This window comes from Priestia aryabhattai B8W22 (assembly GCF_000956595.1).
GTDB classification, from domain to species: domain Bacteria; phylum Bacillota; class Bacilli; order Bacillales; family Bacillaceae_H; genus Priestia; species Priestia aryabhattai.
This window is the reverse complement of record NZ_JYOO01000056.1, coordinates 1-15,572: the sequence shown is the minus strand read 5'-3', so window position 1 is coordinate 15,572 and position 15,572 is coordinate 1. Positions and strand designations below refer to the sequence as shown.

Sequence of the window (15,572 nt, the reverse complement as noted above, 5' to 3'; positions counted from 1 at the left end):
ACTTGAAAAAAGACTAGCTATTTTAGCTAGTCTTTTTTTGTATGTTCATTTAAGTAACAAGAAATTAAGTAAGGAATCTTTTGAGCCGTGACCTCAAGGAATCTCAAGATAAATGGATAATCTTTCGAAGAGTATGTATGCAATAATTCATACCACCACTCTGTTTCATAACGTGAAATCATACTTAAATTATAAAGTAATAAGTAATGTGCCAACATTTCAGGGAAATATAAGCAGCTATCTTTTTCCAACGGTGCATGCAGCGTGTTAGCTTGGAAATTGTACATAAAAGGTGAACAATTATATAAACAGCTTGAAGGGTCAAGAATACATACCTGATCTTCTGACACGGACAATGATAGATGGGAACGCTCTTTTAAAAAAGAATAGAGCCTTTCGTGATTCATATGATAACACCGTGTAACTTGTTCAGGAATAGGCAAAGAGGTAGCTGGAAGCGATCCAATAGTTGTTAAATGGGAAAATGGCCTCGTACCCAAATTTAAAAATAATGTATCTAATTCAGGTACACAAGACAATAGATAATTCATTGTATATTTACTACCTTCCAGTTGTTTCACATGAAACAATTCTTCTCCTACTTGTGAAAATAAACCGCTTTTTTGGATCTTAACTTCATCATCTAAAAAATCATAACTTTGTTTTTTTCTTTTTCGTGTTGATACTCCATGTGCTAACACCGCCGTATTTTCAGGATATACTGGGTTTTGTGTTAACAAACAGGCTTTTAACAGCTGTGACATTCCATAAAATAATAAAACTGGTTGAACTGATACAGGAGATTGTGCCGCAACTTGATAATAATTTTTACTGTGTTCCAAATAATAAATAAATGGGTAACTGTTTTTAAAGCTATGTTGCTCTGCATCGCTATAATTCAACTTTTGATAGCGCTTTTTTAAAAAGTCTTGTACAAAAGGAACGGAGAAAAATAAATTGTAAGACGTCCAAACATCATTAAATTTATGCAACTAAATCACCTTTTCTTTTTATTAGAATTATCTGATATCTAGTGAAGTTATTGACAGGTACATATCTGCTTGTTAATCTACTAATAATATTCTGTCGTTTAAAGGAGGATTCTATAATGTGGGAAAGCAAATTTTCTAAAGAAGGCTTAACATTTGATGACGTTTTACTGGTGCCAGCAAAATCTGAGGTACTACCTAAAGACGTTGATATGAGTGTTGAACTAACAAAAACATTAAAATTAAAGGTGCCGTTCATCAGTGCAGGAATGGATACAGTTACAGAAGCTGAAATGGCTATTGCAATGGCTAGACAAGGTGGTTTAGGTATCATTCACAAAAACATGTCGATTGAACAGCAAGCAGAACAAGTTGATAAAGTAAAACGTTCTGAAAGTGGTGTTATCACGGATCCTTTCTTTTTAACTCCTGAAAACCAAGTATTTGCTGCTGAACATTTAATGGGCAAATATCGTATCTCGGGTGTGCCGATTGTCAACAACGAAGAAGAACAAAAACTAGTTGGAATCCTTACAAACCGTGACTTGCGTTTCATCCAAGATTATTCAATGCAAATTGCTGACGTAATGACAAAAGAAGAATTAGTTACTGCTCCAGTAGGAACGACTTTAGAAGAAGCAGAGAAAATTCTACAGCAATACAAAATTGAAAAGTTACCTCTTGTAGATGACAATGGCGTATTAAAAGGTCTTATCACAATTAAAGACATTGAAAAAGTAATTGAGTTTCCAAATGCAGCTAAAGATCAACAAGGTCGATTATTAGTTGGAGCAGCTGTTGGCGTAACAGCTGATTCAAATGTTCGTATCGAAAAATTAGTACAAGCTGGCGTTGATGTTATCGTTATTGATACAGCGCATGGACATTCACAAGGCGTTTTAGATACAGTACGCAGCATTCGCGAGGCATATCCAGAATTAAATATTATTGCTGGTAACGTAGCAACTGCTGAAGGTACAAAAGCATTAATTGAAGCTGGAGCAAACGTAGTAAAAGTAGGAATTGGACCTGGTTCAATTTGTACAACTCGTGTTGTAGCTGGTGTAGGCGTTCCACAAATCACAGCAGTATATGACTGTGCAACCGAAGCTCGTAAGCACGGTGTAGCTATTATCGCAGATGGCGGTATTAAGTACTCTGGAGATATCGTAAAAGCACTTGCAGCTGGTGGACATACAGTAATGCTAGGAAGCCTTCTAGCAGGAACGACAGAAAGTCCTGGCGAAACAGAAATCTACCAAGGAAGACGATTTAAAGTGTACCGTGGAATGGGCTCTGTAGGAGCTATGGAAAAAGGAAGTAAAGATCGATACTTCCAAGAAGATAATAAAAAATTAGTTCCAGAAGGTATCGAAGGCCGTTTGCCTTACAAAGGGCCTGTAGCAGATACTTTATATCAAATGATTGGTGGTTTACGTGCAGGAATGGGTTACTGTGGTTCAGCTAACTTAGAAGCGTTACGTGAACAGGCACAATTCATTCGTATGACTGGAGCAGGTTTAAGAGAAAGTCACCCACATGATGTACAAATTACAAAAGAATCTCCTAACTATTCTATGAGATAATCATGAATGTTTAAAAAACACGTTTCCTTAATAGGGAAACGTGTTTTTTATGTCATTAATCATGAATGTAACAGTACTTCTTTATCTATTTTTTTAAATTTTAGTATGATAAAATTACATTTATGTGAGTTTACGTTTGGAGGGTATAGAGTGAGAAACGCAGTACAGAAACAATTAATTTGTGTCATTGCTGTTATGTTAATGGCCAGCGTATTTTTTGTCTCTACACAAGCATCAGCTGCTTCTAAAACAGATGATATTGGTGTTGAAGCAGATGCAGCCATTTTAGTAGAGGCAAGTACGGGGAAAGTGCTATACGGGAAAAATACGGATGCTTTATTAGGTATTGCAAGCATGACAAAAATGATGACAGAATACTTAGTATTAGAATCTATAAAAGATAAGAAATTATCTTGGGATCAACGTGTGCCAGTTAGTAAATATGCAGCCAAAATTTCCCAGGATTATGGATTATCAAATGTACCATTAATCGAAAACCAAAAATATACGGTAAAAGAATTATATGATGCCATGGCTATTTACTCAGCTAATGGAGCAGCCATTGCTTTAGCTGAAGCTGTCAGTGGTTCTGAAGAACGTTTTATTAAGTTAATGAATGAAACAGCAAAAAAATTAAATATGGGTGAATCAAAATTTGTCAATTCTACAGGTCTTTCTAATTCCTTGTTAAAAGGAATGTATCCAAAAGGAACGAAGGAAGAAGATGAGAACCTTCTATCTGCTCGGGCAGTTGCTACTCTTGCTTATCACTTGATTCATGATTATCCAGAATCTTTGGAAGTAGCCAAAACTCCTTCTAAGATGTTTAGACAAGGGCAGCAAGGCGAAACAAAAATGAACAATTGGAATAAGATGCTCCCTGGTTTTTCAGCTGCATACAGCGGCGTAGACGGCTTGAAAACTGGTCACACAGATTTTGCAGGTCAATGTTTCACTGGGACTGCAGAGCGTAACGGGGTAAGATACATAACAGTTGTAATGAATGCTAAGGAAAACGGCAAGTCTACGGAAGCTGCTCGTTTTTCTCAAACGAAAAAGATATTAGATTACGCTTTTAGTCATTTTCAGTTAAAAGAAGTAGTGCCTGCTAACGGCGAGATTAAAGGGCACGAAACAATTGATGTTGCTAAAGGAAAATCAAAAGAAGCTTCCGTTTCTCCAAAAGATTCGGTAAAGATTATTACCGAAAAAGGTCAAAAAGATCATACTAAAATCAACTTTAAGTTAAACGATAAAGTTGTGAACGATCAAAAAGTTGTAGCTCCTATTAAAAAAGGAGAAACAGTTGCTTATGTGAGTGCAACAAACAGCAATCTTAAAGATCTAGGCTATGTAGGAGGCCAAACTACAGATAGCATGACACCGGTTGTGACAAATGAATCTGTTGAAAAAGCTGGATGGTTCTCTCTCGCTATCCGCAGCATCGGTAACTTCTTTAGCGATATTTGGATGAATGCTGCAAATACAGTGAATAACTGGTTTTAATGATAACTCAAGAGAAAGAAGAGATACTACAAGAGAGTATCTCTTTTTTTATTTTTAGATTTGTTTGTATATAATCTATAAATTAGATAGGAATTTTCCGAAAAATGCGGTAGAATAGACACTAAGTTTTGAATTTTGTATATACACTAAAAATTATTGTGAAACACTTGATACAGGAGGAAGACAAACATGAATAACATTACAGGTACTGATCGTGTAAAACGAGGAATGGCGGAAATGCAAAAAGGTGGCGTTATCATGGACGTTATCAATGCAGAGCAAGCAAAAATTGCAGAAGCAGCAGGCGCTGTTGCCGTTATGGCATTAGAGCGTGTTCCAGCTGATATCCGTGCAGCAGGCGGCGTGTCTCGTATGGCAGACCCAACAATTGTTGAAGAAGTGATGAATGCTGTGTCCATTCCAGTTATGGCAAAAGCTCGTATTGGCCATATTGTTGAAGCACGCGTGCTAGAAGCGATGGGTGTAGACTACATCGATGAAAGTGAAGTGTTGACTCCAGCTGATGAGGAGTTTCATTTAAATAAAAATACATTTACGGTTCCATTTGTGTGCGGTTGTCGTGATCTTGGTGAAGCATCCCGTCGTATCGCTGAAGGAGCTGCAATGCTTCGTACAAAAGGCGAACCAGGGACAGGAAACATCGTAGAAGCAGTGCGTCATATGCGCCAAGTAAACGCTCAAGTACGTAAAGTTGTGGGCATGGACGAAGATGAGTTAATGACAGAGGCAAAACTATTAGGTGCGCCTTATGAGTTATTACTGCAAATTAAACGTGAAGGTCGCCTACCGGTTGTAAACTTTGCAGCAGGCGGTGTAGCAACACCAGCGGACGCAGCGTTAATGATGCAGCTTGGAGCAGACGGTGTATTCGTTGGTTCAGGAATCTTTAAATCAGACAACCCTGAAAAATTTGCTCGAGCAATCGTGGAGGCAACAACGCATTATCAAGACTATGAACTCATTGCAAACTTGTCAAAAGGATTAGGAAGTGCAATGAAAGGGATTGAAATTTCATCATTATTACCAGAAAACCGCATGCAAGAGCGTGGATGGTAATTTAAAGGGAGTTTTGACAAAATGGTAAAAGTAGGCGTGTTAGGATTACAAGGTGCCTTTCGCGAGCATGCACAAGCATTAGAAGCAGCAGGCGCTGAAGCCATTATCATTAAAAAAGTTGAACAGCTAGACGAAATAGATGGTTTAATCCTACCGGGCGGCGAAAGCACAGCGATGCGTCGTCTGATTGACAAGTATGATTTTATGGAACCCCTTCGCCAGTTTGCACAAGCAGGTAAACCGGTGTTTGGTACGTGTGCGGGTTTAATTTTACTTGCAGGACAAGTTGTTGACCGTGAAGAGCCCCATTTAGGTGTTATGGATATTACGGTAGCTCGAAACTCATTTGGGCGTCAACGAGATAGCTTTGAAGCTGCTCTAAACATTAAAGATATTGGTGAAGACTTTATAGGCGTATTTATCCGTGCTCCGCATATTGTAGAAGTAGGAGAAAGCGTTGAAGTCTTGGCAATGCATAACGACCGAATTGTTGCAGCAAGACAAGGTCAATTCTTGGGATGTTCATTTCATCCAGAATTAACAGATGATGCTCGCATGGCTCAGTATTTTGTAGCAATGGTTGAAGAAGCTTCAAAAAAACCTGTATAAATGAATTGCATCTTGTAAAGACTTGTAGTACATTATGATTATTAAAAATGATATTGGTATAAAGCGTTGATAGGAAATAGTAATAAGATTTTTGATTTCAAGAGAGTCGATGGCTGGTGTGAATCGATAATCAATTCTTATGAATCCGTCCTGGAGCAAGCTGTCGAAAAAGTAGTAGGCAGTTTCGGTTCATCCGTTATCTGGTTTAAGAGGAAGGCTTATTTTAGCTTTCAATTAGGGTGGCAACGCGGGTAAACTCTCGTCCCTTTCATGGGGATGAGAGTTTTTATTTTGCCCTTTTATACTAAAGGAGGTACTAAGTATGTTAGATTTAAAATTTTTACGTGCTAATTTTAATGAAGTAAAAGAAAAGCTCAAGTTTCGTGGTGAAGACTTAACGGACTTAGGTCGCTTTGAAGAGTTAGATGCCAAACGCCGTGAGCTAATTGCTCAAACAGAAGAGTTAAAAAGCAAGCGAAATGAAGTATCACAGCAAATTGCACAATTGAAGCGTGAAAAACAAGATGCTGATCATTTAATCGTTGAAATGCGTGAAGTAGGAGACCGCGTAAAGCAATTGGATGAAGAGCTTCGCAGCGTTGAAGAAGAGTTAGAGCTATTGTTGCTTTCAATTCCTAACGTTCCACATGAAAGTACGCCTGTAGGTGAAACTGAGGATGACAACGTAGAAGTTCGCAAATGGGGAGAAATTAAACAATTTGATTTTGAACCAAAACCGCATTGGGATTTAGGAACAGATTTAAATATTTTAGATTTTGAAAGAGCTTCGAAAGTAACGGGAAGCCGCTTTGTATTTTATAAAGGATTAGGTGCAAGGCTAGAACGTGCTCTTATTAATTTTATGATGGATTTACATATGGATGAGCATGGTTATGAAGAAATCCTTCCTCCATATATGGTAAATCGTACAAGCATGACAGGAACAGGGCAGCTTCCTAAATTTGAAGAAGATGCATTCAAGATTAAAGAAGAAGATTATTTCTTAATTCCTACAGCTGAAGTACCAGTTACAAATTTACATCGTGATGAAATTTTAAGCGGAGACCAGCTTCCAATTGCTTATACAGCATATAGTGCTTGCTTCCGCTCAGAAGCAGGCTCTGCAGGAAGAGATACACGTGGGCTTATTCGTCAGCATCAGTTTAATAAAGTAGAACTTGTTCGCTTTGTTAAGCCAGAAGATTCTTATGATGAATTAGAAAAATTAACGGGCCATGCTGAAAAGGTTCTTCAACTATTAGGTTTACCTTACCGAGTTCTAAGCATGTGTACAGCTGACTTAGGTTTCACAGCAGCCAAAAAGTATGATATTGAAGTTTGGATTCCAAGTTATGAAACGTATCGTGAAATTTCTTCTTGTTCAAACTTTGAAAGCTTCCAAGCTCGCCGTGCTAATATTCGCTTTCGCCGTGATACAAAAGCAAAACCAGAACATGTTCATACACTAAACGGTTCTGGCTTAGCAATTGGTCGTACGGTAGCTGCAATTTTAGAAAACTATCAGCAGGAAGATGGATCAATTCAAATTCCAGAAGTGCTGCGTCCATATATGGGGAATAAAGAATTTATTTCTAAATAAAAGTAGAAGATGTTCATTAAATTGATTTTTAATGAACATCTTTTTTAAAAAAATAATAAAAGTGTTGACTTCATTATTTATATATGATAAATTAATACTTGTCGATACGGAGGAATACCCAAGTCCGGCTGAAGGGATCGGTCTTGAAAACCGACAGGGGTGTTAAAGCCCGCGGGGGTTCGAATCCCTCTTCCTCCGCCATATTTGACTTATAATACAATTAACATAGCGCGATAAATTGGAGATTGGAAAACCGTTACTTATAAGTAACGGTTTTTTATTTGTTAAAAATGCCGCTTTAGTAGATAAAGCGGCATTTTTTTATAGCTGACGACGTTTTAACTTTTCATTATGTTGTAAAAAGCGAGCCACTTTTTCAACAATTGATTCAATTGAATCAGGATCCTTGAGCAGGTCGTATTCTCTAATATCTAAACGGAGAATAGGGCAAGCTGTAAAGTTATTAATCCAGTCTTCATATCGGGCGTGCATCTCTTTCCAATAATCAAGAGGCGTTTGTTGTTCCATTGGTCGCCCTCTTTCTTGAATGCGATCTACAATATCTTCGAAGCTGCCTTCCAAATAAATGAGCAGATCCGGATGAGGGAAGTATGGAGTCATAACCATTGCATCGAACAAGCTTGTATATGTTTCATAGTCTACTTTAGACATTGTTCCTTTTTCAAAATGCATCTTAGCAAAGATACCGGTATCTTCGTAAATGGATCTGTCTTGGATGAAGCCGCCGCCATACTCGAAAATTTTCTTTTGTTCTTTAAAGCGCTCCGCTAGAAAATATACTTGTAGGTGAAAGCTCCAGCGTTCAAAATCCCCATAAAATTTGTCCAGGTAAGGATTGGAATCTACTTTTTCAAATGATGTGCGAAATTGGAGAGCATCAGCCAATGATTGAGTCATCGTAGATTTCCCAACTCCAACTGTACCCGCTATCGTCAACACAGCATCATTAGGAATGTTGTATTTCGATCGTAAGTTTGCCATTACATACTCCTTTTTAACATACTCTCTTGAACCTCTGATAAGATTCTATTTAAGTGTTGTTTATTTTGTACAAAATCTATTTCATCACCGTTGTAACGTAAAATGGTTACGTCAGGGTTCTTTTGTTCAAATGCCGTCATAGCTTTTTCATAATCATCACTTAGTCTCGCAAGGTAGTGAGGATCGATGTTTCGTTCAATTTCTCTTCCACGCATTTTAATACGCTTTAGCAAGGTATCCAAACTTGCATTTAAATAAATAATAATGTTCGGAGCTTGCATATCAGCCGTTAAGATGTGAAAGATTTGTACATATTTTTTATACTGTTCATCTTTTAACGTTTGCTCAGCAAAAATCATGTTTTTCATAATATGATAATCTGCTACAACAGGTTTTTTATAAGATAAGAACCCTTTTTGAATATCCTCTAACTGCTTATATCGATTACATAGAAAAAACATTTCGGTTTGAAAACTCCACTCGTCGATATTCTCATAAAATTTCCCGAGAAATGGATTTTCATCTACGATTTCTTTTAAAATTTCGAATTGAAATGCTTGTGCAATCTCTTTAGCTAGAGAGGTTTTTCCGACACCGATGGGTCCTTCTACTGAAATAAAAGGTGTGCCTTGCATTCATTTGCCTCCTTCATGACCACTCGTTCAAAAAAAACAGACAAAAAATATTTTAACATAGAGAAGGAGAATAAGGGGAAAAGAAATTTCTTTCAGTAAGAAGAATAACAAAAAGCCTACTGTTAACAGTAAGCTTTCCCTATTTATTGTTGTGTCAGTCTTTTTGTAATTTTGAAGTTGTCTTCAATCAAGAGCCAGTTTTGTGGAAAATCTAAGCCTAGTTTCCAGTAAGCCATTCCTCTAAGTTTTAGTTCTTTGATTAAATCAAACTTGGCTTGAATAGACCTAGCGTCTTCAAACCATACTTCGTGGGTGCGCTGCTGTTCATCTTTATAGCGGAAGAAAGGAGCTTGCGCTTTATTGTCGTATTGAATAGCTACTTTATAGCGAGCTGCCAACTCAATAGCTCGTTGAGGACTAATGGCTTTGGCATATTCTCCTCCTGGTTTGTAAGGAAGTGTCCAATCGTAACCGTATAGGTTTTGGCCCATGATAATTTTTGAACTAGGTATTTCAGATACTGCATATTCTAAAACATCACGTACGGGACCAATAGGAGAGACAGCCATAGGAGGCCCACCGCTATATCCCCATTCATATGTCATCGGAACAACGAAGTTAGCAATCTCTCCAATGGCTTTATAATCATGTGCTTCGTACCATTTGCCTTTTTGATCTCGACTTGTCTTCGGAGCTAAAGCGACAGACATGAGAAGTTGCTCATCTTGAAGACGCTTTTTTGCTTTCTGTAAAAATGCAATATAGGCTTCTTTATCTGCCGGACGCAAAAATTCGAAGTCAAAGTGAATGTCTCTGAAATTTTGTTCTTTCGCTGTTTTTACAATATTATTTAAGAGCGTATCTTGAACGTCTTTATTAGTTAAAATTGCTCGGCCGACTTCGTCACTGAATGCGCCGTTTTCAATATTAGCCAATACCATTAAGAAAATGACATCATTTTCTTTAGCAATAGAACCTAAATTGTTAAGTGGAGGTGCCTTTAGAGAACCGTCTTTTTGCACTTCAAAGTTAGCTGGCCCAAGATAGGTAAGATATTTTGCATTTTGATTAATCATTTTCTCTATTTTGGGGGTGATTTTTCGATTGCTTGTTTCAACATACCCTAAAAACTCACCGTTTCTTTTGTTTGGGGAAGGGGGAATTAAGATTCGGCGGCCAGGTGTTAAGGGTGCTGTAACTGAAACATTGTTCGCATTGGCAATAGCCTGATAGCTAACGCCTAATTTTCTTCCTATCTTCCATATAGTGTCCCCAGCTTTTACTGTGTAGTAAGTACCGTTGATGGGAATAACCATAGATTGGCCAATGACGAGTTGATTTGGATTAGGTAATTCATTTGCTCTTATAATTTTTCCTGCTTCAATGCGAAACTGTTTTGCAATACTATATATACTGTCACCTGCTTTAACAGTGTAAATTTGCATAATAAAAAGCCTCCATTTCATATGACTTACTTCCATCATATGAGAAGGCTTTTTACTTAATTCATCAACTCAGTATGTTTGCAAATACGAGCATTTAATACGTTATGCATCATTCTCAAAGCGAAGGTATTGTCTTCATCTGCGTTTGAAGCAATACAATCTTCAGGAACAATTAAGTCATACTCGCGCATATAAGCATCGTTGGCTGAAAAAAGCACGCATATATTTCCTGCAATTCCTGTTAAAATAAGTGTATGCACATCGAGCTGTGATAGCAAAATATTTAAAGCTGTCCCATAGAAGATAGAATGCTTTGGTTTAATTAAAAAGTAATCAGCGCTTTGTGGTGAAATGTGATGTAGAATGGGTGAGCTTACCTCATTTGTGCAGTGTGTTAAAATGGTTTCTAAGTTTGCTTGCCATAGTTTATAGTGGTCATTGACATAAATAATAGGGATATGTTGAGACGAGGCATATTGTTTTAATTTAGCAATGTTTTGAGCAATTGTTAAAGATTTTTCAGCAAGTACTTTGCCGTTTTTGAATTGAAAATCGTTTAGCATATCAATAATAATTAAAGCAGTTTTAGCATTCTTCACACAAGGTCTCTCCTTTTCCTGATGTACATAGTAAATAGTTTGACTCAGAAAAAATATAATATGTAAGGTTGGATAAAAAGTGTTAAATGATGAAAAGTATATGAGGTTGGCAATTGATGAAGCATTAAAAGCTAAAGATAAATTAGAGGTTCCCATTGGAGCAGTGATTGTTCAAAATGATGAGGTAATTGCTGCAGCTTATAACTTACGAGAAACAGAACAGCGATCAGTTGCTCATGCAGAACTTTTAGCAATTGATGAAGCATGTAAGAAACTAGGAACATGGAGATTGGAAGACGCTACATTATATGTCACCTTAGAACCATGCCCGATGTGTGCAGGTGCTATTGTATTATCAAGAGTGAAAAGAGTTGTGTTTGGCGCTTATGATCCTAAAGGTGGCTGCGCGGGAACATTGTTAAACTTATTAGAGTTTGAAAAGTTTAATCATCAGGCAGAAGTAGTAGGCGGTATGCTAGAAGAAGAATGCGGGAGCCTCTTAACGACTTTTTTTCGCGAGTTACGTCAACGAAAAAAGACTGGAAAATAGCGCTAAAAAAGTAAGTTTTCTATAGCGGTTGCATTTTTGAATGAAAAGACGTATACTTGTAAATGCATCAACTTGATGCCCAAACTATTGGTTTCAACTTTGCCGTGCTAAGCGGGGAGGTAGCGGTGCCCTGTACTCGCAATCCGCTCTAGCGAGGCCGAATTCCTTCTTGAGGTTAGCTCATCTTAGGGTCTGCCTTAAGTAAGTGGTGTTGACGTTTGGGTCCTATGCAATGGGAATCTGTGAACCCTGTCAGGTCCGGAAGGAAGCAGCAGTAAGCAGAATCTCTCATGTGCCATGGGGTCGCCTGAACCGAGCTAACTGCTTAAGTAACGCCTGGGGTGGCTAATCGACGGAAGGTGCACGGCAGTTATATACATAAGTTTAGTCTACTCTGTGGGAGTAGGCTTTTTATTTTATCACTTACTATTTTGAAAAAAAGCCTCATAATACGCTATAATGATAACTAATGAATTATATTAAAAGGAGAGGATGTAGTGGCATATCAGGCTCTGTACCGTGTATACCGTCCTCAAAGCTTTAACGACGTAGTCGGTCAACAACATATTATCAAAACACTTCAAAATGCCCTTGTCCAAGAAAAATTTTCGCATGCGTATTTATTTTCTGGGCCTCGAGGGACAGGGAAGACAACAGCTGCTAAAATTTTAGCAAAAGCCGTTAACTGTGAAAAAGCACCCATTGCTGAACCTTGTAATGAATGTGCAACTTGTCGGGGAATTACTGATGGTTCCATTTCTGATGTAATTGAAATTGATGCAGCCTCTAATAATGGAGTCGATGAAATTCGAGATATCCGTGATAAAGTAAAATATGCACCTAGTGCTGTTCGATACAAAGTGTACATTATTGATGAAGTTCATATGCTTTCAATTGGAGCTTTTAACGCTTTATTAAAAACGTTAGAAGAACCTCCTGCACATGTCATCTTTATTTTAGCTACAACAGAGCCGCATAAAATTCCATTAACGATTATCTCCAGATGTCAGCGCTTTGATTTCAAACGCATTTCGCCAGAAGATATCGTATATCGAATGAAGGAAGTATTAGGTTCTGAAGAGCTAGAAGTAAGCGAGGATGCTCTTTACGAAATTGCGAAAGCTTCAGAAGGCGGCATGCGTGATGCACTTAGTCTTTTAGACCAAGCCATCTCGTATAGTACGGAGATGGTGAGCTTAGAGGATGTTCTATCCATAACAGGAGCGGTATCACAGGCTTTTATTGTGAAGATCGTCCAAGCTATCTTTAACGAAAATATTGTAGAAGCGTTAGACTCTGTTGAAAGTTTGATCAAAAACGGAAAAGATCCAGCAAGGTTTGTAGAGGACCTCATCTTCTATTATCGTGATGTTCTGCTTTATCAAGCTTCTGAAGAAAATGCATATTTACTTGAAAAAGCAGCGGTTAACGAAGAGTTTAAAGAACTCAGTTCAAAAATGGATAGTGCCTTTATTTATAAAGTCATTGCTGAATTGAACCAAACTCAGCAAGAGATGAAATGGAGCAATCATCCTCGAGTGCTACTTGAAGTCGCTTTAGTAAAATTAGCTCAAAGTTCTACAAGTCAAGAGAGTTCTCTTCCGTATCAAGACATTTTGCAAAAAATGAATCAAATGGAAGCAGAACTGCAGCAGCTAAAAGAAAAAGGCATTCAAGTTGATCATACAGCTGCTCAGGCAGTGCAAACAGAGAAAAAACAGACAAGACAGTCAAGAAGCCAGTACAAAACGCCTGTTGGGAAGGTAAATGAAGTTTTAAAAAATGCCACTCGGCAGAATTTAGAAACGATTAAGCGATCTTGGGCGCAGGTATTGGACACTTTGAAACAACAAAATAAAGCTTCACATGCAGCGTTGTTATCTAACAGTGAACCGGTTGCGTCTTCAGATCAATCATTTATACTTAAATTTAAATATGAAATTCATTGCAAAATGGCTTCTGAAAATAACAACAATGTACGTGATAATTTAGAGAATATCTTATATACTTTAATTGGCAGCAAGCGTGAAATGGTTGCAATTCCAGAAAGTGAATGGGATAAAGTAAGAGAAGAGTTTCTTCAAGGACAGCAAAGTGATGGGTCATCAGGTCAACCACAGGAGGAAGACCCTGTGGTTGCAGAAGCGAAAAAGCTATTTGGAGAAGACTTAATCGAAATTCAAGAGTAAATTTAGGAGGAATGTTCATATGATGAAAGGCATGGGCAATATGCAAAAAATGATGAAACAAATGCAAAAAATGCAAAAAGATATGCAAAAAGCGCAGGAAGAGTTAGCTGAAAAAACTGTTGAAGGTACAGCTGGCGGTGGAATGGTAACAGTTGTGGTTAACGGTCAGAAACAAGTAATTGATGTAAATATTAAAGAGGATGTAGTAGATCCTGAAGATATTGAAATGCTACAAGATTTAGTACTAGCAGCAACAAATGACGCATTAAAACAAATGGATGATTTAACAAATAACACAATGGGTCAATTTACAAAAGGTTTAAATATTCCAGGACTTTAATAAGGTGGTTGCCACGTGCATTATCCAGAACCAATATCAAAGCTTATAGATAGTTTTATGAAGTTACCCGGCATTGGTCCAAAAACAGCTGTTCGCTTGGCGTTCTTTGTTTTATCTATGAAAGAAGATACGGTATTAGATTTTGCAAAAGCATTAGTCAATGCGAAGCGAAATTTAACCTATTGTTCAGTTTGCGGGCATATCACAGATCAAGATCCTTGCTACATTTGTCAAGATCAGCGTAGGGAGCGAAGTGTGGTGTGTGTCGTGCAAGACCCTAAAGATGTCATTGCAATGGAGAAAATGAAAGAATATAACGGCTTGTATCATGTCCTGCATGGTGCAATTTCACCTATGGAAGGAATAGGGCCTGAAGATATCAAAGTACCAGAGTTATTAAAAAGACTTCAAGATGATGAGATTCAAGAAGTGATTTTAGCTACTAACCCGAATATAGAGGGAGAAGCTACTGCTATGTATATCTCTAGGCTCTTAAAGCCGACAGGAATTAAAATTACTAGAATTGCTCATGGGTTACCCGTCGGAGGAGACCTTGAGTACGCAGACGAAGTAACATTATCTAAAGCCCTAGAAGGTAGAAGAGAAGTATAACGAGGTACTTGCATATGTTTTTTAAAAGAAAAGGTTGGTTACGCAAAGAGTACGATGATGAATTTGTGAATACTTTTATGCAAGTGAAGCAGGAATGGAGTCACAAAACTTCAATGGTAGAAAGAAGTGTAGATCCTTCAGAAGAGGTAATGGTAGATATTCGATTAGCCAAAATGAAGTATCTTTTTCTATTAAAAGAAGCCAAGCATCGAAATATTTCAATTAACAGGATGTCATAGAGGCATCCTGTTTTGTTGTCTTTATAAAATAAGGATTTCTCTCTGTGAAATAGTGCTTTTTTTGAATGCTTGGACATACATATAAGGTAACTTATCTGCTTTAAGAAGGAGGCAACATGCTAAATCATCCCATTGTAGTTGTGTCTTTTTTAATAGGGCTAATTATTCTACTCTTAGTAACAGGTGGTGTTGAAAAAATGCTTCGAGTCATTGGAAATTTATCGATTAAGCTTATTATTGGCGTTCTGCTGCTTTTCTTTATTAACATCTTTGGCGTACAGTTCGGTATTCATATTCCTATTAATTTCCCCACAGCTATTGTTTCAGCTATTTTAGGTATTCCAGGAATAGCTGCCTTACTTGTTATTAATAATTTCATCTTATAATTTAGAGGAATATCCAAAATAAAAGTTTTCTGGAATCTTTTCGAGAAAACTTTTATTTTTTTTGAAAAAGTTGTTGACCATTAAGTTAACAGATGTTATATTTATATACGTCGCTAAGACAACAACAAAAAATAACTCGAAAATAACTTAATGAAAAAAGTTGTTGACAAGTTATTCTTAAGGTGGTAAGATAAGAAAGTCGCCTTGA

At 37.4% G+C, this 15,572-nt stretch carries 16 protein-coding genes, 1 tRNA gene, 1 other RNA gene and 1 other annotated feature; of the genes, 13 read left to right on the top strand and 5 right to left on the bottom strand.

The annotated features are described in order from the left end of the window. Positions 1–26: 26 nt before the first annotated feature. Positions 27–992, bottom strand: a complete 966-nt coding sequence (locus tag N178_RS25015; protein WP_045295542.1) for a YaaC family protein — start codon at positions 990–992, stop codon at positions 27–29. Positions 993–1,108: 116 nt separating this feature from the next. Here N178_RS25015 and guaB point away from each other — a divergent pair, with 116 nt between their 5' ends. The 6 genes from guaB (at position 1,109) to N178_RS24985 (ending at position 7,568) form a co-directional block, all read left to right on the top strand. After that, complete coding sequence (gene guaB, locus N178_RS25010) at positions 1,109–2,575, top strand: IMP dehydrogenase (RefSeq protein ID WP_013054827.1); 1,467 nt, start codon at positions 1,109–1,111, stop codon at positions 2,573–2,575. A gap of 150 nt (positions 2,576–2,725) precedes the next feature. Continuing rightward, complete coding sequence (locus N178_RS25005) at positions 2,726–4,081, top strand: serine hydrolase (protein ID WP_045295540.1); 1,356 nt, start codon at positions 2,726–2,728, stop codon at positions 4,079–4,081. A 189-nt stretch (positions 4,082–4,270) separates the two neighbouring features. Then, positions 4,271–5,158: a pyridoxal 5'-phosphate synthase lyase subunit PdxS gene (gene pdxS, locus N178_RS25000; RefSeq protein ID WP_013054829.1), complete on the top strand. Its 888-nt coding sequence runs from the start codon at positions 4,271–4,273 to the stop codon at positions 5,156–5,158. A 21-nt stretch (positions 5,159–5,179) separates the two neighbouring features. Then, positions 5,180–5,767, top strand: a complete 588-nt coding sequence (gene pdxT / locus N178_RS24995; protein ID WP_045295538.1) for a pyridoxal 5'-phosphate synthase glutaminase subunit PdxT — start codon at positions 5,180–5,182, stop codon at positions 5,765–5,767. 57 nt (positions 5,768–5,824) lie between these two features. Then, positions 5,825–6,037 (top strand) — a binding site (T-box leader). Between the two features lie 52 nt (positions 6,038–6,089). Continuing rightward, positions 6,090–7,367: a serine--tRNA ligase gene (serS, locus tag N178_RS24990; protein ID WP_013054831.1), complete on the top strand. Its 1,278-nt coding sequence runs from the start codon at positions 6,090–6,092 to the stop codon at positions 7,365–7,367. Positions 7,368–7,475: 108 nt separating this feature from the next. Continuing rightward, positions 7,476–7,568: transfer RNA gene (locus tag N178_RS24985), tRNA-Ser, on the top strand. A gap of 120 nt (positions 7,569–7,688) precedes the next feature. Here the strand turns inward: N178_RS24985 and N178_RS24980 are convergent. The 4 genes from N178_RS24980 to N178_RS24965 all read right to left on the bottom strand — a co-directional run bounded on the left by N178_RS24980 (position 7,689) and on the right by N178_RS24965 (position 11,048). After that, complete coding sequence (locus N178_RS24980) at positions 7,689–8,369, bottom strand: deoxynucleoside kinase (protein WP_045295535.1); 681 nt, start codon at positions 8,367–8,369, stop codon at positions 7,689–7,691. After that, a complete protein-coding gene (locus N178_RS24975; protein ID WP_045295533.1) occupies positions 8,369–9,004 on the bottom strand; it encodes a deoxynucleoside kinase in 636 nt (211 codons plus the stop codon). Before N178_RS24975 ends, N178_RS24980 begins: the two co-directional genes overlap by 1 nt. Positions 9,005–9,147: 143 nt before the next feature. Beyond that, positions 9,148–10,449 carry a glycoside hydrolase family 18 protein gene (locus tag N178_RS24970; protein WP_045295531.1) on the bottom strand — a complete coding sequence of 434 codons (1,302 nt, stop codon included), beginning with the start codon at positions 10,447–10,449 and terminating at the stop codon, positions 9,148–9,150. A 56-nt stretch (positions 10,450–10,505) separates the two neighbouring features. Then, positions 10,506–11,048, bottom strand: coding sequence for a cysteine hydrolase family protein (locus N178_RS24965; protein WP_045295529.1), 543 nt, complete (start codon positions 11,046–11,048; stop codon positions 10,506–10,508). 79 nt (positions 11,049–11,127) lie between these two features. Here N178_RS24965 and tadA point away from each other — a divergent pair, with 79 nt between their 5' ends. The 7 genes from tadA to N178_RS24935 all read left to right on the top strand — a co-directional run bounded on the left by tadA (position 11,128) and on the right by N178_RS24935 (position 15,364). Continuing rightward, the gene (gene tadA / locus N178_RS24960) at positions 11,128–11,598 is read left to right on the top strand and encodes a tRNA adenosine(34) deaminase TadA (protein WP_080890255.1); all 471 of its coding nucleotides are present in this window, start codon (positions 11,128–11,130) and stop codon (positions 11,596–11,598) included. 102 nt (positions 11,599–11,700) lie between these two features. Continuing rightward, positions 11,701–11,965: signal recognition particle sRNA large type (ffs, locus tag N178_RS26475), an RNA gene on the top strand. 130 nt (positions 11,966–12,095) lie between these two features. Continuing rightward, positions 12,096–13,787, top strand: coding sequence for a DNA polymerase III subunit gamma/tau (gene dnaX, locus N178_RS24955; RefSeq protein ID WP_045295527.1), 1,692 nt, complete (start codon positions 12,096–12,098; stop codon positions 13,785–13,787). 19 nt (positions 13,788–13,806) lie between these two features. Continuing rightward, positions 13,807–14,127, top strand: a complete 321-nt coding sequence (locus N178_RS24950) for a YbaB/EbfC family nucleoid-associated protein (RefSeq protein WP_013081327.1) — start codon at positions 13,807–13,809, stop codon at positions 14,125–14,127. 15 nt (positions 14,128–14,142) lie between these two features. After that, positions 14,143–14,739: a recombination mediator RecR gene (gene recR / locus N178_RS24945; protein WP_014461944.1), complete on the top strand. Its 597-nt coding sequence runs from the start codon at positions 14,143–14,145 to the stop codon at positions 14,737–14,739. 14 nt (positions 14,740–14,753) lie between these two features. Beyond that, positions 14,754–14,978 carry a YaaL family protein gene (locus tag N178_RS24940; RefSeq protein ID WP_045295525.1) on the top strand — a complete coding sequence of 75 codons (225 nt, stop codon included), beginning with the start codon at positions 14,754–14,756 and terminating at the stop codon, positions 14,976–14,978. Between the two features lie 116 nt (positions 14,979–15,094). Continuing rightward, positions 15,095–15,364 (top strand): pro-sigmaK processing inhibitor BofA family protein, encoded by a 270-nt coding sequence (locus N178_RS24935; RefSeq protein ID WP_013081328.1) that lies wholly within the window; start codon positions 15,095–15,097, stop codon positions 15,362–15,364. The last annotated feature ends 208 nt before the right edge of the window (positions 15,365–15,572 follow it).